The sequence below is a fragment of the Bradyrhizobium sp. Tv2a-2 genome (assembly GCF_000472425.1).
Taxonomy (GTDB): domain Bacteria; phylum Pseudomonadota; class Alphaproteobacteria; order Rhizobiales; family Xanthobacteraceae; genus Bradyrhizobium.
In genome coordinates, this window is the sequence record NZ_AXAI01000044.1 from 12,681 (window position 1) to 30,146 (window position 17,466).

The 17,466-nt window shown below is 61.5% G+C and carries 19 protein-coding genes and 3 pseudogenes; 12 read left to right on the plus strand and 10 right to left on the minus strand.

Going from position 1 to position 17,466, the window contains the following annotated elements:
- Positions 1-100: 100 nt before the first annotated feature.
- Positions 101-787 (plus strand): redoxin domain-containing protein, encoded by a 687-nt coding sequence (locus A3AI_RS44595; protein ID WP_051382758.1) that lies wholly within the window; start codon positions 101-103, stop codon positions 785-787.
- Between the two features lie 75 nt (positions 788-862).
- Positions 863-1,061 (plus strand): annotated as a pseudogene (locus tag A3AI_RS49040) (transposase); the annotation flags it as partial.
- Between the two features lie 135 nt (positions 1,062-1,196).
- Here A3AI_RS49040 and A3AI_RS0139795 read toward each other — a convergent pair.
- Complete coding sequence (locus tag A3AI_RS0139795; RefSeq protein ID WP_051382764.1) at positions 1,197-2,237, minus strand: LysR family transcriptional regulator; 1,041 nt, start codon at positions 2,235-2,237, stop codon at positions 1,197-1,199.
- Between the two features lie 2 nt (positions 2,238-2,239).
- On the minus strand, positions 2,240-2,485 hold the full coding sequence (locus A3AI_RS48510; RefSeq protein ID WP_156928155.1) for a hypothetical protein: 246 nt from the start codon (positions 2,483-2,485) through the stop codon (positions 2,240-2,242).
- A gap of 288 nt (positions 2,486-2,773) precedes the next feature.
- On the opposite strand from A3AI_RS48510, the gene A3AI_RS0139805 reads away from it, so the two are divergent.
- From A3AI_RS0139805 to A3AI_RS0139845, 8 genes are all read left to right on the plus strand, one after another.
- Positions 2,774-3,679, plus strand: coding sequence for a helix-turn-helix domain-containing protein (locus A3AI_RS0139805; protein WP_198030347.1), 906 nt, complete (start codon positions 2,774-2,776; stop codon positions 3,677-3,679).
- Between the two features lie 392 nt (positions 3,680-4,071).
- Positions 4,072-4,845, plus strand: coding sequence for a heme ABC transporter permease (locus A3AI_RS0139815; protein ID WP_036051442.1), 774 nt, complete (start codon positions 4,072-4,074; stop codon positions 4,843-4,845).
- 2 nt (positions 4,846-4,847) lie between these two features.
- Positions 4,848-5,003 (plus strand): heme exporter protein CcmD, encoded by a 156-nt coding sequence (gene ccmD / locus A3AI_RS45870; protein WP_063615528.1) that lies wholly within the window; start codon positions 4,848-4,850, stop codon positions 5,001-5,003.
- The gene (locus A3AI_RS0139825) at positions 5,000-5,623 is read left to right on the plus strand and encodes a DsbE family thiol:disulfide interchange protein (RefSeq protein ID WP_024520826.1); all 624 of its coding nucleotides are present in this window, start codon (positions 5,000-5,002) and stop codon (positions 5,621-5,623) included. The genes ccmD and A3AI_RS0139825 overlap by 4 nt, the downstream gene beginning before the upstream one ends.
- A gap of 215 nt (positions 5,624-5,838) precedes the next feature.
- Complete coding sequence (gene ccmI, locus A3AI_RS0139830; protein WP_024520827.1) at positions 5,839-6,537, plus strand: c-type cytochrome biogenesis protein CcmI; 699 nt, start codon at positions 5,839-5,841, stop codon at positions 6,535-6,537.
- Between the two features lie 3 nt (positions 6,538-6,540).
- Positions 6,541-6,993 carry a cytochrome c maturation protein CcmE gene (gene ccmE / locus A3AI_RS0139835; RefSeq protein ID WP_024520828.1) on the plus strand — a complete coding sequence of 151 codons (453 nt, stop codon included), beginning with the start codon at positions 6,541-6,543 and terminating at the stop codon, positions 6,991-6,993.
- A gap of 42 nt (positions 6,994-7,035) precedes the next feature.
- Positions 7,036-9,033 (plus strand): heme lyase CcmF/NrfE family subunit, encoded by a 1,998-nt coding sequence (locus tag A3AI_RS0139840; protein ID WP_024520829.1) that lies wholly within the window; start codon positions 7,036-7,038, stop codon positions 9,031-9,033.
- Positions 9,030-9,506, plus strand: a complete 477-nt coding sequence (locus tag A3AI_RS0139845) for a cytochrome c-type biogenesis protein (protein ID WP_024520830.1) — start codon at positions 9,030-9,032, stop codon at positions 9,504-9,506. The genes A3AI_RS0139840 and A3AI_RS0139845 overlap by 4 nt, the downstream gene beginning before the upstream one ends.
- A 98-nt stretch (positions 9,507-9,604) precedes the next feature.
- On the opposite strand, the gene ccmB is transcribed toward A3AI_RS0139845, so the two are convergent.
- From ccmB to A3AI_RS0139860, 3 genes and pseudogenes are all read right to left on the minus strand, one after another.
- On the minus strand, positions 9,605-10,267 hold the full coding sequence (gene ccmB / locus A3AI_RS0139850; RefSeq protein WP_024520831.1) for a heme exporter protein CcmB: 663 nt from the start codon (positions 10,265-10,267) through the stop codon (positions 9,605-9,607).
- 130 nt (positions 10,268-10,397) lie between these two features.
- Positions 10,398-11,024 carry a heme ABC exporter ATP-binding protein CcmA gene (gene ccmA, locus A3AI_RS0139855; RefSeq protein ID WP_024520832.1) on the minus strand — a complete coding sequence of 209 codons (627 nt, stop codon included), beginning with the start codon at positions 11,022-11,024 and terminating at the stop codon, positions 10,398-10,400.
- A 224-nt stretch (positions 11,025-11,248) separates the two neighbouring features.
- Positions 11,249-11,665 (minus strand): annotated as a pseudogene (locus A3AI_RS0139860) (5-aminolevulinate synthase); the annotation flags it as partial.
- Positions 11,666-12,091: 426 nt separating this feature from the next.
- Between A3AI_RS0139860 and hemE the strand changes: the two are divergent.
- Complete coding sequence (hemE, locus tag A3AI_RS0139865) at positions 12,092-13,135, plus strand: uroporphyrinogen decarboxylase (RefSeq protein ID WP_036051457.1); 1,044 nt, start codon at positions 12,092-12,094, stop codon at positions 13,133-13,135.
- A gap of 69 nt (positions 13,136-13,204) precedes the next feature.
- On the opposite strand, the gene A3AI_RS49715 is transcribed toward hemE, so the two are convergent.
- The 5 genes and pseudogenes from A3AI_RS49715 to A3AI_RS46955 form a co-directional block, all read right to left on the minus strand.
- Positions 13,205-13,411 carry a hypothetical protein gene (locus A3AI_RS49715; RefSeq protein WP_245287065.1) on the minus strand — a complete coding sequence of 69 codons (207 nt, stop codon included), beginning with the start codon at positions 13,409-13,411 and terminating at the stop codon, positions 13,205-13,207.
- 102 nt (positions 13,412-13,513) lie between these two features.
- Positions 13,514-14,521: a hydroxymethylbilane synthase gene (gene hemC / locus A3AI_RS0139875; RefSeq protein ID WP_051382760.1), complete on the minus strand. Its 1,008-nt coding sequence runs from the start codon at positions 14,519-14,521 to the stop codon at positions 13,514-13,516.
- A gap of 137 nt (positions 14,522-14,658) precedes the next feature.
- The gene (gene hemA / locus A3AI_RS0139880; protein ID WP_245287066.1) at positions 14,659-15,996 is read right to left on the minus strand and encodes a 5-aminolevulinate synthase; all 1,338 of its coding nucleotides are present in this window, start codon (positions 15,994-15,996) and stop codon (positions 14,659-14,661) included.
- Positions 15,997-16,122: 126 nt separating this feature from the next.
- Entirely contained in the window at positions 16,123-16,275 is a 153-nt protein-coding gene (locus tag A3AI_RS46950; RefSeq protein ID WP_245287067.1) for a hypothetical protein, read from the minus strand.
- Positions 16,272-16,793: pseudogene (locus tag A3AI_RS46955) on the minus strand (coproporphyrinogen III oxidase); the annotation flags it as partial. The gene A3AI_RS46950 and the pseudogene A3AI_RS46955, both read right to left, overlap by 4 nt.
- A 223-nt stretch (positions 16,794-17,016) precedes the next feature.
- Here A3AI_RS46955 and A3AI_RS0139895 point away from each other — a divergent pair.
- Positions 17,017-17,466: cytochrome P460 family protein (locus tag A3AI_RS0139895; RefSeq protein WP_024520838.1), on the plus strand; the 450-nt coding region annotated here is incomplete at its 3' end.

Genomic DNA, 17,466 nt, shown 5'->3' on the forward strand with positions numbered 1-17,466 from the left:
ACTACCATTCCAAAGTTGAATTTCCGCGTTCCAGAACGCACGGTCACCATGCAAGATGCGGACAGGTGCCGCGAGGGGGACCGTTGGGAGGAGAACTAGAATGAACGACGAAGTTTCGAAGGGGCGCCCGGTCAGTAGGCCGATCGAAGCCTCCGCGGAGGCCTTGAGCGGCTTTCGCACGCTGGACATCCGAACAGACCGGCTGCTTTCATCATGGCTGCGAGAGGCGGGCGTTGCTAACGGCGCCCTGAAGGCGAACGAACCTGCCCCCGATTTCCTCCTCCCCGAGGCAAATGGAAAGCTCGTTTCATCTTTAGAATTGCGACAAACTGCACCGTTGATCGTCACCTTCGTTTACGGGACTTGGTCCCCGTTGTGCGCAGCTGGACTACGCGCTCTTCACGAGGCCAACCCTAGGATCCGCGCTGCCGGCGCCAGAGCAATTGCCATAACACCCGAGACTGGAAACTTGCCACGCAATTTGAAACACGATCACCGACTGGATCTGGAAATCCTCTCCGACCTAGATCTTGGGGTGAGCCTTTCGTTCGGCCTAGTGTCCGTGGTGCCGGCGGAGATAAAGAGCCGTCTCTTGCGGCGCGGCCTTGATCTCTCCGCTCTCCATGGCTTTTCCTTTTGGATGTTGCCAATGCCGGGCACCTATGTCCTCGACCAACGAGGGATCATCCGTCGAGCGTGTGTCGGGCCGGACTCCATCACGGGAGCGACGACCGAAACCGTGCTTGCTGCCCTGACCGAATTGAATGGGCCGAAGCCTCGCCCTTAGAGCCTGACCGGAAATGAGGCGAGTCAATTCAAGAGGCTACGCGTGGCGACTGCAACTGCATCATGGTCGGGCGGGCGATGGTCGATCGAGCTGTTCTTCGGCTGGGTCAAACAAACTCTGCGGATCACTCGGTTCATCGGCACCTCCGAAAACGCCGTGCGGATCCAGATCGCTATCGCCCTGATCGCCTTCCTACTGCTCCGCCTCGCCCAGGCCATCCCAAAAAGGCATCACAAGCCCACTGGTCTTCAGCAGGCTCGTTCGCGCTCGTGTACCGCCGTTCAATCGTCAATCTCCTCGAGCCGCGGCCAATCCTTCACGATGATCGGCAGATGAGCCTGGCTATATGCTAAATCCCCAAACCGGATAGCCGTGGGCTTGTCCCGGCCATCCACGACTTCGCGTCACTTCAGCAACGCCGGTTGGATGCCCGCGACAAGCTCGGGCATGAGGAGGCGGGACCGGACCCCCTGATTTGGATCAAAGAGCCTGCACCTTGTGCGTCAGCCTTGTGAACATTGTCCTTGTTCGAGGCAGGGGCAGACGCGCGGCGGAATTTGTCCAGCGCGCTCGTCCAGTCGCAAACACGAGCAACCTTGATGAACGCGTCAAGCGCCGGCGAATACTGCCTCCCCGCCATGGCCAAAAGCTGCACCTCGCGCCGGACGGGGTCGCCCTCAATTGGAATAGCGGCGAGCGACGGCAGCCTGGGAGCGTGCTCTGGCGCCAGGATGGCCCCAAAACCGGCGGATGCCATTTGCTGAAGATGCCTTTCCTGAGCGCTCCTGTGCACAACTTTAGGGCCCGGATGGTCGGCAAAACAGGCCTGCTTGAATCGGCCTGCGACGTCGCATCCGACCCTTTCGAGAAATACCACCTCATGCAAGTCTTGGAGCGGGATAACGGTTTGCCTCGCCATCGGGTGTTTCCGAGACAGGACGAGCACATACCGCTCCTCGAACAGCCGCCAGCTATCGATACGCTCAGGTAGTTCCACGGTGTCACCGACGAGTGCGGCATTGATCTCGCCATCCAAAAGCATCGCAACAAGCCCGTTGGCATCCGCCTCGCGCAGATCCACTCGAAGGTCAGGCATGATCCTGGCAAGCTCCAAGAGCAGCTCCGTGATGAGCGCCGCGGAGACTGACGGCGCCAGCCCGATCTTGAGCGGCGCGATCGTCCTCTTTTGATAGCCTCGCGCCTGAAGCCGTACCGCCTCGGCGGCGGCAAATATTTTCTCCAGCGTAGGCAAAATCATCTTGCCCAGCTCGGTGAGCTGGGTGAGGTGACGTTCACGGTGAATCAAGGCGCCACCGAGTTCTTGCTCCAGCTTCTGTACCGCCTTTGTCAGCGCCGGCTGCGTCACATTGCATTGCTCCGCAGCGCGCGTAAAATTGAGTGTCCTTGCTAAGGCCAAGAAATATCGCACCTGATAAAACTGCAGTTGCATACTCATACTCGAAAGATTTGCCGTGGTTCGGGCCGTTCCGGTTCGTTGCCATAGTAGGCTGGCGCGATGGCCAAGCGTTTTGTCGCGGAGCTTCCGCGGAAACAGATATTGTGCGCCGGCTCGGAATTGTCGATCCGCGTCTTGCGGAATGTGTTCTCACCCATGCTGTTTCCCGTTAACGTCGTGGTTCCGTAGAACATCGTTGGCGAGACCAATGTCAGGGTTTGCATCGGGATCGGCTCGGCCACCTTTTCATCAAGTATTTTTTGCTCATTTAGGGATCTCCTAAGGTCTCAATTCTGGACGGAATGAGGACCGCGCCAAGCGCGACACGCTCACGCTCGTCAAAGAGGTTCCCAGATTCCGCCCAGGCGGCTCGTCATGGCGAGCAGATGCGCGCCGTCCTAGCCATAAAGCACTACCAAGATTTGCAATTGTCCTGTCCGAAGACTAGGACACCAGCTCAATCCGAGGGTCCGAAACACATGTCCGATCGTCCAAATCTCGCATTGCCTCGATCCGATCTCGATGTGCTGATGGCAACCTTGGATGTCGACGTCATTGGGCTCATCGAGTGTTCGGTCAGTCCAGGTTGGCGCCTGTCATTCGGGAGCGCGGACGCGCCAGCTATCCACTACAATCTTTCCGGGACCGGACGAATGGTCGTGCGTGGCTTCTCCGCATTTCCTCTGATACCTCACACCCTTGTCATCACACCGGCCAAGAAGCCGTTTCACATCGAGGTCGATGACCGCACAGCGGCCAAGACAGTGAATGTGGTCGAAGCGCAATGGGATCCGCGCTTCGGCGAGCGTATCCAGCGATTCGTCGCCGGGGACGTCGACCCGATGGTCATGCTGATCTGCGGGTACTTTCGCGCCACCTACGGCTCGTCGATCGACCTCTTCGCAGGTCTTTCCACGCCGATTGTCGAGCGCTTCGAACCCGCCGATGGACTGGAGTCAAAGTTGCAGACCGCGTTGGCAGAGATCAGCGGCCGGCAGGTTGGAATGCAGGCGATGACGACCGCCATCCTGAAGCAGGTGCTCGTCACGCTCATCCGTCGGAGTCTGAATTCGACCAGCGTTTGGCTCGAACGTTTTTCTATCCTGAGCGACCGTCAAATCGCTCTTGCGTTCGCCGATATGCTGGCGCGACCATCGGCCGATCAGTCCGTGATGGCCTTGGCACAGAAGGCCGGCTTGAGCCGATCCGCATTCATGGCGCGCTTCGTGCGCGCGATAGGATGTTCGCCAATGGTCGCGCTCCGGCAAATTCGGATGAAGCGTGCGGCCGATATGCTCGCCGCGAGGACATTTTCAGTTGAGCAGATCGCGCGGGCGGTCGGTTATCGGAGCTACAGCAGCTTTCTCCGTGCCTTTCGCCAAGTGCATGGATACGTCCCGGCAGAATCTGAGGGTGATGGACAGAACTCCGATTGAAGATTCGGCGAGGTGGTGACGGCAGCCGCAGCAGGCAAGGCCGCCGCCATGCGATCGCGTCTGAACGCGGGCCACGAACATGATGCGCAGCTCATCGGGCAACTCATCTATGGACCGTTCCGGATGTCTCGGATTACACCGTCGGTCATCTAGCACTCCTCGGCCGCGATGATTGTCTTATCATTTGCCTCGCCACGCGATGGTGATCTCGAATCTCTGGGCGCCTACTGGGCATCGAAACGATAACTGACGGTAATTTGCGAAATCGTCTCCGGCGTGATGCAATACTCATCAGCTCGCGGACGCCCTAATGGCTCGCTCCTTCGTCGCGAGCCGCAGTCGGAAGCGAGTGAATTTCCCGCCTACAGGTTGGCTTCGAGGAGATCGGAAATTTGAAGCTGAGCTTCACCGCCTACAGCAATCCTGGTAATTTCCTGCGTATCGCCGCAAAGCTGCTGCCTTGGCTTTGGGGGTTGACAGCCTTCGCCTTCGCACTCGGTCTGTTTGGAACATTCGCTGCGCCGCCCGACTACCAGCAAGGCGAGACGGTGCGCATCATGTACATCCACGTCCCCGCCGCCTGGACAGCGATGCTTGCCTACGCGTTCATGGCGGTGTCTGCGCTCGGATCCTTAGTTTGGCGACATCCACTTGCCGATGCAACACAAAAGGCGGCCGCGCCGCTTGGCGCAGCTTTCACCTTCATCTGCCTCGTCACGGGCTCCCTCTGGGGCAAACCGATGTGGGGCACATACTGGGTCTGGGACGCCCGGCTCACCTCTGTGTTGGTTCTGTTTCTCATCTATCTCGGTCTGATCGCGCTCTGGCAGACGATCGAGGACCCGAGTAGGGCGGCACGAGCAGTTTCGATCATGACCTTGGTGGGGTTCATCAACATCCCGATCGTGAAGTTCTCTGTTGATTGGTGGAACACTCTCCATCAGCCGGCGTCGGTGTTTCGGATGGAGGGCTCGGCGATTGCTGGCTCGATGTTATGGCCGCTAGTCGTTATGGCGCTCGCATACACGCTTTTGTTCGTGACGCTCCACGTAATGGCGGTCCGTAACGAGATCATGCGACGCCGAGTCCGGCGGCTTGCGATCACGCTCGCGGCTGCGGGCGAACCAGCGTTGGCTCGCATGCTGCCTGCCGAAGTGGCGTCCTGATCATGGTGCAGCATGGCGGATTCATCATGGCGGCTTTTCTGATGACGGGCGCCGTTATAGGCGGGATGATCGCAGCGGTCCTCATCGACTATCGCGTTCAACACCGTACCTTGCGTCGCCTGCTACTTGATCACTCGGATCCGCGCGGCGGCATATGAGCAACATCCCAGCCTCGATTCACCTCCCAGCGTGCACAACGGCCCCTCGACGCGCTCTGGCCCGCCTGTGGGTGATTATCCCGCTTCTGGTCTTCTTCGGAATTGCGGCATTACTCCTGGTGCGGCTCGGCGCCGGAGACCCGTCGCTCGTGCCCTCCGCTCTGATCGGCAAGCCAGCACCGCAGTTTGCGCTGAAGCCACTCGATGGGCTTTCGACGTCCGGTCCACCTGGCTTGTCGAGCGCCGATCTGCGGAGGGGGCACGTGACAATCGTGAACGTATTCGCGTCCTGGTGTGTCGAGTGCCGGGAAGAACATGGGGCGCTGATGGCGTTGGCGAGCGACCGGACGCTGCAGCGACAGGGGGTGAAGCTTACCGGCATCGTCTACAAGGACGATCCCAAAAACGCGCTAGCCTATCTCGCCGCCAACGGGAACCCCTTCGCACAGGTCGGCACTGACCGGTCCGGCCGAACGGGGATCGATTTCGGCGTCTATGGCGTCCCCGAGACCTATGTGATCAAGGGCGATGGCACAATCGCCTACAAGCTGGTTGGTGGCATATCGGACGCAAGCCGACCTGCTTTGATGGCCGCAGTTGCCGAGGCAGAGCGTCCATGACGATTGCTTTGCAAGCTCCCCATCTCTGCGCGACAGATGTAAAAACGCGTTTTTCTTGCCTCGGCGGCGTGGGTTTCCGTCCACTTACATTATTCAGGAGGACCGATCGAAGCATGGAAGCGGCACACCCAGAAATAGTCCGATTTTCAAGGGCGGCAGACGCCGGACGACGTGGTGCGTTACGCAATGGCGAAAACGGACGGAGGACTTGAAACGTGCTCTGGGCGGTCTTTGCAATGATGACGTCCGCGGTCGTGCTGGCGCTGACCCGGTCGCTCTCTGAGCGGTGCGACGGCTTTGGTGCTCACGATTCCGATGTCACCTTTTATCGCGGCCTTCTTACCGAGGCGGATGATGGCGTCCGCTGCGGACTGATCGCACCCGAGGATGCCGTGGCGACGCGTGCCGAGATCGGGCGCCGGCTGCTCGCGTCACTCAACTCGGCGTCGGAGGGCAGGCCGCCTGCGTCGCGGCGCTGGCAGCCGAGACGCGCTGCTGCAGCCTTCGCGATCGTCCTAGTGTTGCCACTCGTCGCGCTCGCGTCGTACCTCAAGGTCGGCGCCCCTAGTCAGCCTGACATGCCGATCGCATCGAGGCGCACGGCTGGAGACTTCACCCTCGCTGCCGCCGTTCCTGACATCCACACCGGCCAAACCCGGGCTGACATCGCAACGCTTTCTCCGGAGCAGCGGAGCGACGCGATTCGCGGGATGGTGGGAGGGCTCGCCGAGAAGCTCTCGAAGAACGGCCACGACCTTCAGGGATGGCTACACCTGATTAGGTCTTACGTCGTTTTGGGTGAACGCCAGAAGGCCGAGGCGGCCGTCGCAAGCGCACGTGCCCAGCTGGCAGGCGATGCGCAGGCGCCGGAACGCATCGATGAACTCGTCAGACAGCTCGGTTTGAAAGGGTAGACCTTGACCAGAAAGGGCAGGCGCCTCGCTATCATCAGCGCAGCAGGCTTCACTTTGGCCATCGCGGTAGGGCTCATCCTGTTGGCGTTGCGTGACAGTATCGTCTTCTTCTACGGGCCGACCGAGATAGCCGAAAAGGCGCCGCCGCCAGGAGCCCGTCTGCGCATCGGCGGCCTGGTGAAACGTGGCTCACTTACCTATGAGGGATCGTCGACTGTCGTCTTCGCGGTGACCGACCTGAAGCACGACATCAAGGTCAGCTACACCGGATTGCTGCCGGATCTCTTCCGTGAAGGACAGGGCGTCGTGGCCGAGGGCACGGTGGAGGGACCGGGCCTCTTTCATGCCGATACGGTGCTGGCCAAACACGACGAGCGATACATGCCCAAGGACGTCGCCGACGAACTCAAGCAACAAGGCACTTGGCGCAACGAAAGATCCGCGCGAGCGCAATAGCGCCGCGCTCCACGAAACATCGCTGCCGATGGGACCCAAAGGATGATCGTCGAAACCGGACATTACGCTCTCGCTCTGGCTCTCGCCGTCGCGCTGCTTCAATCAGTTCTGCCGCTTTGGGGGACCCGCAGTGGTGATTCTGGACTCGCTTCCATTGCGGTCCCGGCCGCCATCACCCAGTTCCTGTTGTTGGGCTATGCCTTCGCGGCACTGACTTACGCCCATGTGGTGTCCGACTTCAGTCTCGTGACAGTCGTCGAGAACTCGCTCACCACCAAACCACTTATATACAAAATCGCCGGCGTCTGGGGCAATCACGAAGGATCCATGCTGCTTTGGGTTCTCATCCTCGCGGCGTTCGGAGCGGCAGTGGCGATTCTCGAGCGCGGCATGGCGAACGAATTGCGCGCCAATACGCTAGCGGTCCAAGGCTGGATCTCCCTTGCCTTCCTCTGCTTCATCCTGTTCACCTCCGATCCCTTCGTGCGACGGTTTCCGGCGCCTTTTGAAGGCCAGGACCTCAATCCGCTCCTTCAAGACCCGGGCCTCGCGATACACCCGCCGCTGCTTTACCTCGGTTATGTCGGTTCCTCGATCGTGTTCTCGTTCGCGGTGGCGGCGCTTATCAGCGGCCGACTAGACGCCGCTTGGGCCCGCTACGTTCGGCCTTGGGCACTGATTGCCTGGATCTTTCTGACGCTTGGCATCGCCATGGGCTCGTACTGGGCCTACTACACCCTAGGCTGGGGCGGGTTCTGGTTCTGGGATCCGGTCGAGAACGCGTCGCTCATGCCCTGGCTTGCGGGTACCGCGCTCCTGCATTCGGCTGCCGTCATGGAGAAGCGCGAAGCCCTCAAGATCTGGACACTGTTCCTGGCGATACTTACATTCTCGCTATCGCTGCTCGGCACATTCCTGGTGCGCTCAGGCGTGCTGACCTCCGTTCATTCCTTCGCCAGCGACCCGGCGCGCGGCGTCTTTATCCTGTTCATCCTGACCGAGTTCATCGGCGGATCCCTCGCGCTTTATGCCTTGCGCGCGCCTTCCCTGAGCCAGCGTAGTCTGTTCGCGCCCGTGTCACGCGAGAGCGCGCTCGCAGTGAACAACCTGCTGCTCACCACCTGCTGCGCTACGGTCCTGACCGGCACGCTCTATCCGCTCGCGCTTGAAGCTCTGACCGGGGACAAGATCTCGGTCGGCGCACCGTTTTTCAATTTGACGCTCGGCCCGCTAGTAGCGACGATCGTTCTGCTGATGCCGCTCGGTCAGTCACTCGCCTGGAAGCGTGGCGACCTGCTCGGCGCGGCGCAACGGGTGACGGTCGCAGCCTTGGGGGGCCTCGTGGTCGCCCTTGTGCTCGTTGCTGTCACGCGAGGCGGTCCCGTTCTCGCCGCGGTCGGTCTCGGCCTCGCCGTCTACCTCATCGTCGGTTCGTGCGCCGATGTGGCGTCGCGGATCTGGGCACGTGGGCAGCCCGCTCGGGTGATGCTTGCCCGCGCGGTCGGGCTGCCGCGCTCCGCCTGGGGTACGGCGATCGCTCACGCTGGCCTTGGCGTGGCACTCATGGGCTTGGCGGCGACCGGTTGGGGCGTGGAGAGGATCGCGACCGTCAAGCTTGGCCAGGGGATCGATCTCGGCCCCTATCAAGCCACCATCGAGAATCTTCGATCGCGACAAGGCCCGAACTATTCCGAAGTCCTCGCCAATACGGTCATCAGCCGGGGCGGCGCGGCCGTGGCCACCGTCGAGCCCGCCAAGCGCAGTTTTTCCTCGCGACAGACCACCATCACCGAGGCAGGCATCGTGACGCTGGGCTTTGGCCAGATCTACATTTCGCTCGGGGACCAGCACGCGGATGGTTCGATCGATGCGCGGATGTTCTGGAAGCCGCTTGTGACGACCATCTGGATCGGCGCCGTCATCATGGCGTTCGGAGGGATCGTGTCGTTGTCCGATCGACGCCTCAGAATCGGCTTCGCGCGCCGCGGGGCTCGCGTCCGCGCTGCGGCCAACTCCGCAGCGCCGGAGCCCGCCGAATGACTTCGCTTCGTCGTATTCTTCTGCTTTCGATCGTACTCGCAGGCCTCGCGCCCAGCTTGGCAAGGGCGGTGCAGCCAGACGAGGTCCTGCACGACCCGAAACTTGAGGCACGCGCGCGCGCTATTTCCGCCGGGCTGCGCTGCCCGGTCTGCCAAAACCAGTCGATCGACGATTCGAAGGCAGAGCTCGCGCGAGATCTCCGACTGCTGGTGCGTGAACGCCTTAATCTCGGCGAGAGCGACGAGCAGGTCCGCGCCTTTGTGGTGAAGCGCTACGGGGACTTTATCCTGCTGAAACCACCACTCGACTTGGAAACCGCGTTCCTCTGGGGAATGCCGGCTTTTGTGCTCGCAGCGGGCGGGATTGCTCTCCTGTTCGGATTGCGCCGCCTGCAGGCCACGCCGGTAGCGCCCTTAAGCCAAGCCGAGCGGGATCGGCTCGCGGCTGTGTTAGACGCCGATACTCCGTTATAGGCGTTTCCCGATGGTCAAGCCGTCTTAGCTTCGGAGGCGTGCGGAGTCGTTCCACGGCGGCGAGCTCCGAAGCAAACCCTTTCCGCTGCATGCGCTCGTCATTCTCCCGCGCCGCGAAGTGCTGCGGATGCGGCGATTGGGGCGAGGACGACGGATGCGAGTCCGAGCGCGCAGAGGACCAGGAAGGGCGTCAGAAAGGGTACTGTGCCACTCTGCGCCGCGGAGACACCGAAGATCAGCACCGGTACGGCTAGTGGCACGACGAGGATCGACAGCAAGAGACCACCGCGCCGCAGCGTGACGGTAAGGGCCGCACCGATTGCTCCGAGAAAGGTGAAAGCCGGCGTACCAACCAACAACGTCGCTGCCACCGCCCGGAGCGCCGGGCCGTCCAAGTCCAACATCAGGCCGAACAAAGGCGAGAGCAGCACGAGCGGCAGCCCCGTGACAAACCAGTGGGCTACGCACTTCACCAGAACAACGAGTTCTAGGGGCGCCGGCGACAGCAACATCTGGTCCAGCGAACCGTCCTCGTGATCCGCCTGGAACAGACGGTCAAGGCCCAATAGACTCGCGAGGAGCGCCGCTATCCACAGAATGGCTGGACCGATGCGCGACAGCAAGTGCAGGTCAGGTCCGATCGCGAAAGGTACGACCGTCACGAGACTGAGGAAGAAGACCACGCCGAGAACCCCGCCTCCACCGATGCGGCGCGCCAGCATGAGGTCGCGAAGAAAAACGACAAGGAGAATCCGGGTCATGGCCCCCATCCGGCGTCGCCATCGCGTCGAGACCGCTCCCGGGAAATCAGAAAAGCGGCGTGACCTCTTCTCTCCCGACCTTGAGACAGACGGCTACGGGGGGGCCGACCGCACCCCAACGGGACGAGCCTCACCTCGCTCCGAGCCTGACTTGGATTGTCCCCGGCAGACCGAGTGGTTCGTGGGTCGCGGCGAGCATCAATCCTCCGCTTCCGAGATGGTGGGCGACAATAGCCTTCAGCAAGGCGCGTGCGTGCCGGTCGAGCGCGGTTAGCGGCTCGTCGAGCAACCATAGAGGGCGATCGGCAACCAGGAGCCGGGCCAATGCGATACGGCGACGCTGCCCCGCGGAGAGATAGCCGACAGGCAGATCGAGAACGTGGACTAACTCCATACGATCCAGCGCCTCTAACGGGGTTAGCCGACCTCGCCCCAAAATCCCCAGGCCGATCTCGAGGTTTTCGCGGGCGGTCAACGCCGATTTCAGCCCGTCGAGATGGCCCACGTAGTGGAGGCGCTCCGCAAGGGGCGCCGAATCCGTGGCTTCGGACTCGACCCATGACATTCGGCCGGATCCGAGTGGCAAGAAACCGGCGATTGCTCGCAAAAGTGTGGATTTGCCCACTCCATTGGGACCTGTTACTTCGGCGATTTCGCCCGAGCCCAGTCTCAAAGACACCCCGCCGAACACCACGCGCTCGCCGCGCGCGACGGACAGATCCTCGATCAGGAGATGGCACCGCTGCGTGATATCCATTTTGATTTCTGGTAACCCGTTGTCTCATTCGGATCGTTTTCGAACGCCGCGTTAGAGGGCCTATCGAAATGAACGATTCTGGATCAGCGTGTTCGAGCGAAAGGCGGCGCCGTTGGGAAGTCCCGCTCAAGAGGATGAGGAAGTTCAGTTCTTCGGGGCTGCCCACTATTTCAAGCACCGTGATAGAAGGACTGGATTGGGGCGCATCACATCTTTTAGCCGGAAGCGCAATTGCGCGTTCCACCCGCTCCTGCGCCGCAGCGGTGTGCCGTTGCGGTCAGCGCGCTCACGATCTCCTGATGGTGTCCCATGCCGAGATAGTCATTCGAGCACCAAACCGTGATCTCCGTAACGGCACCGTCAGACCGGCGCCATTTGGCGGCTGAGAAGCGGCCGGAGATGCGTTCGATGTCGGCGAAGACGCGATAACGCTGCTCCCCGTGCAGGCGCTCAAGAGAGTCGTGGAAATGACGTTCGTACGCTTGGGCCGCACAATTGTTATCGCGCGTAGCGAACGTCGCGTTGGGCGACGTCAACGCTCTTTGCCCCGGCACTATATCCGCACACAAATGTCTGTTACCGACGCTTCCGTGTGTCGGATTCTTTGCTTGCCACCTTGCCGATACGTCCAGATCGTCCATCGCAATTTCCTCTGACCGTCGCTCGACCGTAGCTCATCACGCAGAGCAGTTCGCTCTCCTATTAGTTATAATTTGCATGAACCCTGGTTATGGTCGGGCGCCGCCTGAGGCAGCTCGCATATGCGGCAACGTATTGATCAGCCCGGCCCCGAGTTTCGCATGGAGTTCCTGGTCTCGGCGCTCGGCCTCGCACGGATCAGCGGTAGGCTTGTCGCAGGGTGCAAGATTGAATTTCTCGGCCGCAGCAAGCCTCCAGAGCTCCTCACCCAAATCGTTATCAACGCGACCGCCAGAACAGCGTTCCCGCTCAACCGAAGAGGTCCTCCCGGACAAAGCGCCGCGCCACGGCAGCGCGACTTGGCCAAGCCCGCATCCACGGTGTATCAGGAGCAGTCGCCGCCCTGGACATGCCCGCGGAGCCAGTACTTGAACTCGCTTTCTCAACCTAACCCCTTTCTTGACGTGCTCGCGGGGCGCAGGCCGAACGTGCCGCCGCTCTGGATGATGCGGCAGGCCGGGCGCTACTTGCCGGAATATCGCGAGGTGCGCGCCAAGGCCGGCAGCTTCCTCGATCTCTGCTTCACGCCGGAACTGGCCGCCGAAGTTACGCTGCAGCCGATCCGCCGCTTCGCTTTCGACGCCGCGATCATCTTCTCCGACATCCTCGTCATTCCTTACGCGCTTGGGCGCAATGTCACCTTCGAGGCCGGCGAAGGTCCGCGGCTCGACCCGCTGGATACACCGGAGAAGATCGGGCAGTTGGCACGAGAGGCCGATTTCAGGAAGCTCGAACCGGTGTTCGAGGCGCTCGCCCGCGTGCACGGCGCGCTCGCGTCCGACGTCGCGTTGATCGGCTTCTGCGGCGCGCCCTGGACGGTTGCGACCTATATGGTGGCAGGCCACGGCACGCCCGATCAGGCACCGGCGCGGCTGATGGCCTATCGCCACCCCGAGGCCTTCGCGAAAATTATCGACGCGCTGGTCGAGAACTCCGTGCGCTACCTGCTCGGCCAGCTCGAGGCCGGTGCCGACGCGCTGCAGATTTTCGATACCTGGGCCGGCGTCTTGCCGACTCGCGAATTCGAACGCTGGTCGATCGAGCCGACGCGTCGCATCGTCGAGGGCGTCCGCCGGGAGAGACCCGATGCGAAGATCATCGGCTTTCCGCGCGGCGCCGGTGCGCTGTTGCCAGCCTATGTTTCGGCGACCGGCGTGGATGCCGTCAGCATTGACTGGGCGGCGGAGCCCCCAATGATACGAACCCAGGTGCAGAGCAAGGTCGCGGTGCAAGGCAATCTCGATCCGCTGGCACTGATCGCCGGCGGCGCCGCGCTCGATGCCGCCATCGGCGACGTGCTGGTGAATTACGCAAGCGGCCGGCTCATTTTCAATCTCGGCCACGGCATTCTGCCGGAGACGCCGATCGCGCATGTCGAACAAATGGTGCGGCGGGTGCGAGACCCGCGCTGAGCCGTTCCAGCAGGCGCTGCGGAACCGATCTCGCGGTCCCGTGGAAGAACGCCGCTATCTCTTCCTCGGTCAGCTTGCCGTCTTGTTAGCGTCCATGGCCTTGAAATTCGCTCGTGAGAGGCCTGAAACTCCTGCAACGAGATGGTTCCCGTCACCATCGCTGTCGATAAGCGCGAACATGACCCGAAGCATCACCGGGGAGCAGCCCTTCATCGCGCCCCCCATCATGTGGTGCCAGCCCCGTCCGCTCAATTCCGTGCGGCTGACATCGATCATATTTGGCGGAGGCGCCAGTCACGGGGTGCGGCTCGTGGGCCGACAGTTGACCTGGGCCTCTTGCTACCCGCAAGCAGGCCTTTCTTTTTGACCATTTTCAATTCACTTCGGCCGGCTGCGCTCGATGATCTCGGCGGCGCCCTTGGCCAAGAGATCGAAGGCGACGGCGCGGCCGAGCTCGCGCGGGCGGCCGGCGGGGCCCGCCCGCGAGGCTTCGATCATGAAGCCGCCGTCCAAATCGAGCACCAAGGCGCGGAGCGTCATCTCGGCACCATTGATCTCGGCGAACCCGGCGATCGGCGAATTGCAATGGCCGTTGAGTACCCACAGAACCTCGCGCTCGGCGTCCGCGCAGGCATGCGCCGTCGCATCATCGATGCGCGACAGCAGCATACGGGTCTGCCAGTCCGCCGCCGCGCACTCCACCGCGACGATACCCTGGCCCACCGCGGGCAGCACTTCAGCCGTCGAAAATTCGTAAGCGATGCGATCAGCAAGACCGACGCGTTCGAGGCCCGAGCGCGCCATGATCAGTGCGTCCGCTGGTCCCACCGATCCGCCTTCCGGCAGGCGTTGCTTCTCGCCCAGGTCAAGCTTGCGCACGCGCGTGTCGGCCGCACCGCGAAAGTGGATCACTTCCACCTCCGGAAACAGCCGCCGCGCGTAAGCCGCGCGCCGCACCGCGTTGGTGCCGATCCTGAATCCCTTGCCGCGTGAGCAGCGAAGCTCGTCAAGCGAAAGGCCCGGACGCACCACCAACACGTCGCCCGGCGGATCGCGCGACAAGGTCGCGCCGATCACGAGCCCCGGCGTATCCTCATTGCCCTGCATGTCCTTGAGCGAATGCATCGCGGCGTGCAATTCGCCCTTGAGCACGGCGGCGCGAATCTGCGCCACGAAGGCGCCGCCCTTGCCGCCATGGGGCAGGAGCTTGCTGGTCTGATCGATATCGCCCGTTGTATCGAACTTGACCACCTCGACATCGAGACCGGACACGGTCGCGGTCAGTCGGCGCGCGATTTCTCCCGTCTGCGCCAACGCCATCGCGCTCTTCCGTGTTCCGATCCGCAAGCGATCACCCACTACGAACGTTCCCGCGCCATCGCGCATCCTGCAAGATCATATCGGATGCCTTTCGGCGATCATGATCGCCTGGCGTCGCCAGGCGCGGTCTGGTCTTGAAGAACGCGCCCGACGTGCTCGCGGCAATCGTCAACGGGTCCTTGGTGGCGCTCCCAAGCCGGCTCTCAGGCAAGAGAGAGTGTGTCCCAGGTCTCAGCGAGCGCAGCTGCGAGTTCCGCTATGTGGGTATCCCCGTGATATGGCGACGGCGTGATGCGCAGACGCTCCGTCCCACGGGGAACGGTCGGATAGTTGATCGGCTGGATATAGATGGAGTGGCGCTCCAGAAGGCGATCGGCTGCCGCCTTGCACAATTCCGCATCGCCCACAATCACAGGCACGATGTGGGTTTCGGTCGGGAGGACCGGAAGCCCGGCGGCTTGGAGCGCCTGTTTCGTTGCAGCGGCTTGCCGTTGGTGTGCTTCGCGTTCGGCAGACGAGTGCTTCAGGTAACGAACGGACGCACGGGCTGCGGCGGCAATTGCTGGAGGAAGTGCCGTTGTGAAGATGAATCCGGGCGCGAAGCTGCGCACCGCGTCGCAGATCGATCGCGACGCCGAGATATAGCCGCCAACGCAGCCGAATCCCTTGGCGAGGGTACCCTCGATCAGCGTCACGCGGTGCATCACGCCATCACGCTCGCTGATCCCGCCCCCGTGAGCGCCGTAGAGGCCGACCGCGTGAACCTCATCGAGATAGGTCATCGCGCCATACCGGTCCGCAAGGTCGCAGATGGCGCCGATCGGCGCCACATCGCCATCCATCGAGTACACGGACTCGAACACGACAAGCTTGGGGCGGTCTCCTGCCTCGCGCAGCAACGCCTCAAGGTGACCGAGATCGTTGTGGCGGAAAATCCGCTTTTCACAACCTGATTGACGGACGCCTTCGATAATCGAATTGTGGTTGAATGCATCAGATAGGATCAGGCAGTTTGGGATCAGCTTACCGATCGTCGAGATGCTGGCCTGGTTCGATACGTAGCCGGAGGTGAAGACGAGGCTCGCTTCCTTGCCATGCAGATCAGCAAGCTCGCCCTCTAAATCAACCAAGGGGGAATTATTTCCGGCGATGTTGCGCGTTCCACCCGCTCCTGCGCCGCAGCGGTGTGCCGTTGCGGTCAGCGCGCTCACCACCTCCGGATGCTGTCCCATGCCGAGATAGTCATTCGAGCACCAAACCGTGATCTCTGTTACGGTTCCGTCAGACCGGCGCCATTTGGCGGCTGGGAAGCGGCCGGAGATGCGTTCGATGTCGGCGAAGACGCGATAACGCTGCTCCCCGTGCAGGCGTTGAAGAGAGTCGTGGAAATGACGTTCGTACGCTTCGGCCACACAATTGCTATCGTCCGTAGCGAACGTCCCGTTGAGCGACGTCAACGCTCTTTGCCCCGGCACTATATCCACACACAAATGTCTATTGTGCCCTGCTTGCCATCTTGCCGATGCGTCCAGATCGACCATCTCAATCTCTCCTGACCGTCGCTCGACCGTAGCTCATCACGCCGAGCACTTCGCGCTCGTCTCAGTTATAATTTGCATGACCCCCGGTTATGGCGATGTTCTCGGCGATGCTGCCGGAGAGGATAATCAGATTCTAAGGTACGAGGGCGACGGTGCAAGTTCTGCCGCGAACTCGGTTGCGATCGTGTTCGACGCGATCTCGGGACGGCCATAGGCGGACAAGATGGCGTCATCCATGACGATCAGCATGGCGCGGGCGAGGGGTTTCATCGCGGTCATGGCCATTTCACTTCCGGCGGCAGGGACGACAGGATCAAATCCACATTGCCCGCGGTCTTGAGCCCGAAGATGGTGCCGCGGTCGTAGAGCAGGTTGAAATTCGACGTAACGCCCGCGCCGAACCAATTGCTCCTCGCGATCGGTGGGCGTCCAGGCGGTCGCGAAATTGCGCCGCACGAGTTGCGGATGGATCTTCAGGAGGTCGCGGCCGACGTCCCGCGTGAAGGCGAGACCGGCTTCCCAATCGCCGCTGTCATGTCAGGCGTAGAAGATGCCGCCAATGCCGCGGGCTTCTTTCCGGTGCGGCATATAGAAATACTCGTCGCACCATTTCTTGTACTTGTCGTAGTCGGGGACGCCGTTCGGCCTGGTGCAGGCTGCCTGCATCGCGGCGTGGAGGGCAATCGTGTCTGCATCCTCTTGCGTGCGCCGCCGGTCGAGCACCGGCGTGAGATCGGCGCCGCCGACCAGGCTTTTGTCGTGACGACGAAGCGCGTGTTCATGTGCACGGCGGGCATCACGTCGCCGCCGCCGGGCGCGCCAGAGTCATCGATGCATAGCCAAACATCATTAGTTCGAGAGAACGTCATTCCCGGCGGGCATTAATTTCATGATCCTTCGTTGCTTCCGCACTAAGGCGCCCACGCTTAATCTTATCTGTGCGTAGTCAATGAGACCACCTACGCACGAATGCCGTCGTTACGCATTCGGCGACATGCGGCTGGTCTAAGGAGAGAGATCATGAGACGCACAGTACTAGCACTTTCCGCCATCCTAGGCGCCGGCGCTATAGCGACCGCAGTCTTCGCACAGCAACCACAGCTTCCACCGCCCGACGATTGGCACGCCACCGGCCGCTATCTTCCTGAATACACGAAGGATGGCGACCTTGTTCTGCCGAAGAACTTTCACGAGTGGGTTTATGTTGGTTCGCCACTGACGCCCAATTTCTTAAACCCCCCACAAGCAAACTTCCCTGAATTTCATAACGTATATATCGAGCCTGGCTCTTACGATATCTACAAGAANACNGGCGTCTTCCCTGAAGGAACAATCTTCGTGAAAGAACTGCAGCTCATGCAGCCCGCCACTCATCCGGACGGTTCGAGGACCGCGCCATCGGGGAAAGGATTCTTCCCGGGCCCCTTCAACGGGGCGGATGTGACTGTCAAGGACACCAAGCGATATCAG

What these genes read in the sequence shown, in the direction of transcription:
- A3AI_RS44595 (WP_051382758.1), top strand. Translation starts at nt 101, where the DNA reads ATGAACGACGAAGTTTCGAAGGGGCGCCCGGTCAGTAGGCCGATCGAA.
- A3AI_RS0139795 (WP_051382764.1), bottom strand. Translation starts at nt 2,237, where the DNA reads ATGCAACTGCAGTTTTATCAGGTGCGATATTTCTTGGCCTTAGCAAGG.
- A3AI_RS0139805 (WP_198030347.1), top strand. Translation starts at nt 2,774, where the DNA reads ATGGCAACCTTGGATGTCGACGTCATTGGGCTCATCGAGTGTTCGGTC.
- ccmD (WP_063615528.1), top strand. Translation starts at nt 4,848, where the DNA reads ATGGTGCAGCATGGCGGATTCATCATGGCGGCTTTTCTGATGACGGGC.
- A3AI_RS0139825 (WP_024520826.1), top strand. Translation starts at nt 5,000, where the DNA reads ATGAGCAACATCCCAGCCTCGATTCACCTCCCAGCGTGCACAACGGCC.
- A3AI_RS0139840 (WP_024520829.1), top strand. Translation starts at nt 7,036, where the DNA reads ATGATCGTCGAAACCGGACATTACGCTCTCGCTCTGGCTCTCGCCGTC.
- A3AI_RS0139845 (WP_024520830.1), top strand. Translation starts at nt 9,030, where the DNA reads ATGACTTCGCTTCGTCGTATTCTTCTGCTTTCGATCGTACTCGCAGGC.
- ccmB (WP_024520831.1), bottom strand. Translation starts at nt 10,267, where the DNA reads ATGACCCGGATTCTCCTTGTCGTTTTTCTTCGCGACCTCATGCTGGCG.
- ccmA (WP_024520832.1), bottom strand. Translation starts at nt 11,024, where the DNA reads ATGGATATCACGCAGCGGTGCCATCTCCTGATCGAGGATCTGTCCGTC.
- A3AI_RS49715 (WP_245287065.1), bottom strand. Translation starts at nt 13,411, where the DNA reads ATGATCGATGTCAGCCGCACGGAATTGAGCGGACGGGGCTGGCACCAC.
- hemC (WP_051382760.1), bottom strand. Translation starts at nt 14,521, where the DNA reads ATGCGCGATGGCGCGGGAACGTTCGTAGTGGGTGATCGCTTGCGGATC.
- hemA (WP_245287066.1), bottom strand. Translation starts at nt 15,996, where the DNA reads ATGGTCGATCTGGACGCATCGGCAAGATGGCAAGCAGGGCACAATAGA.
- A3AI_RS46950 (WP_245287067.1), bottom strand. Translation starts at nt 16,275, where the DNA reads ATGACCGCGATGAAACCCCTCGCCCGCGCCATGCTGATCGTCATGGAT.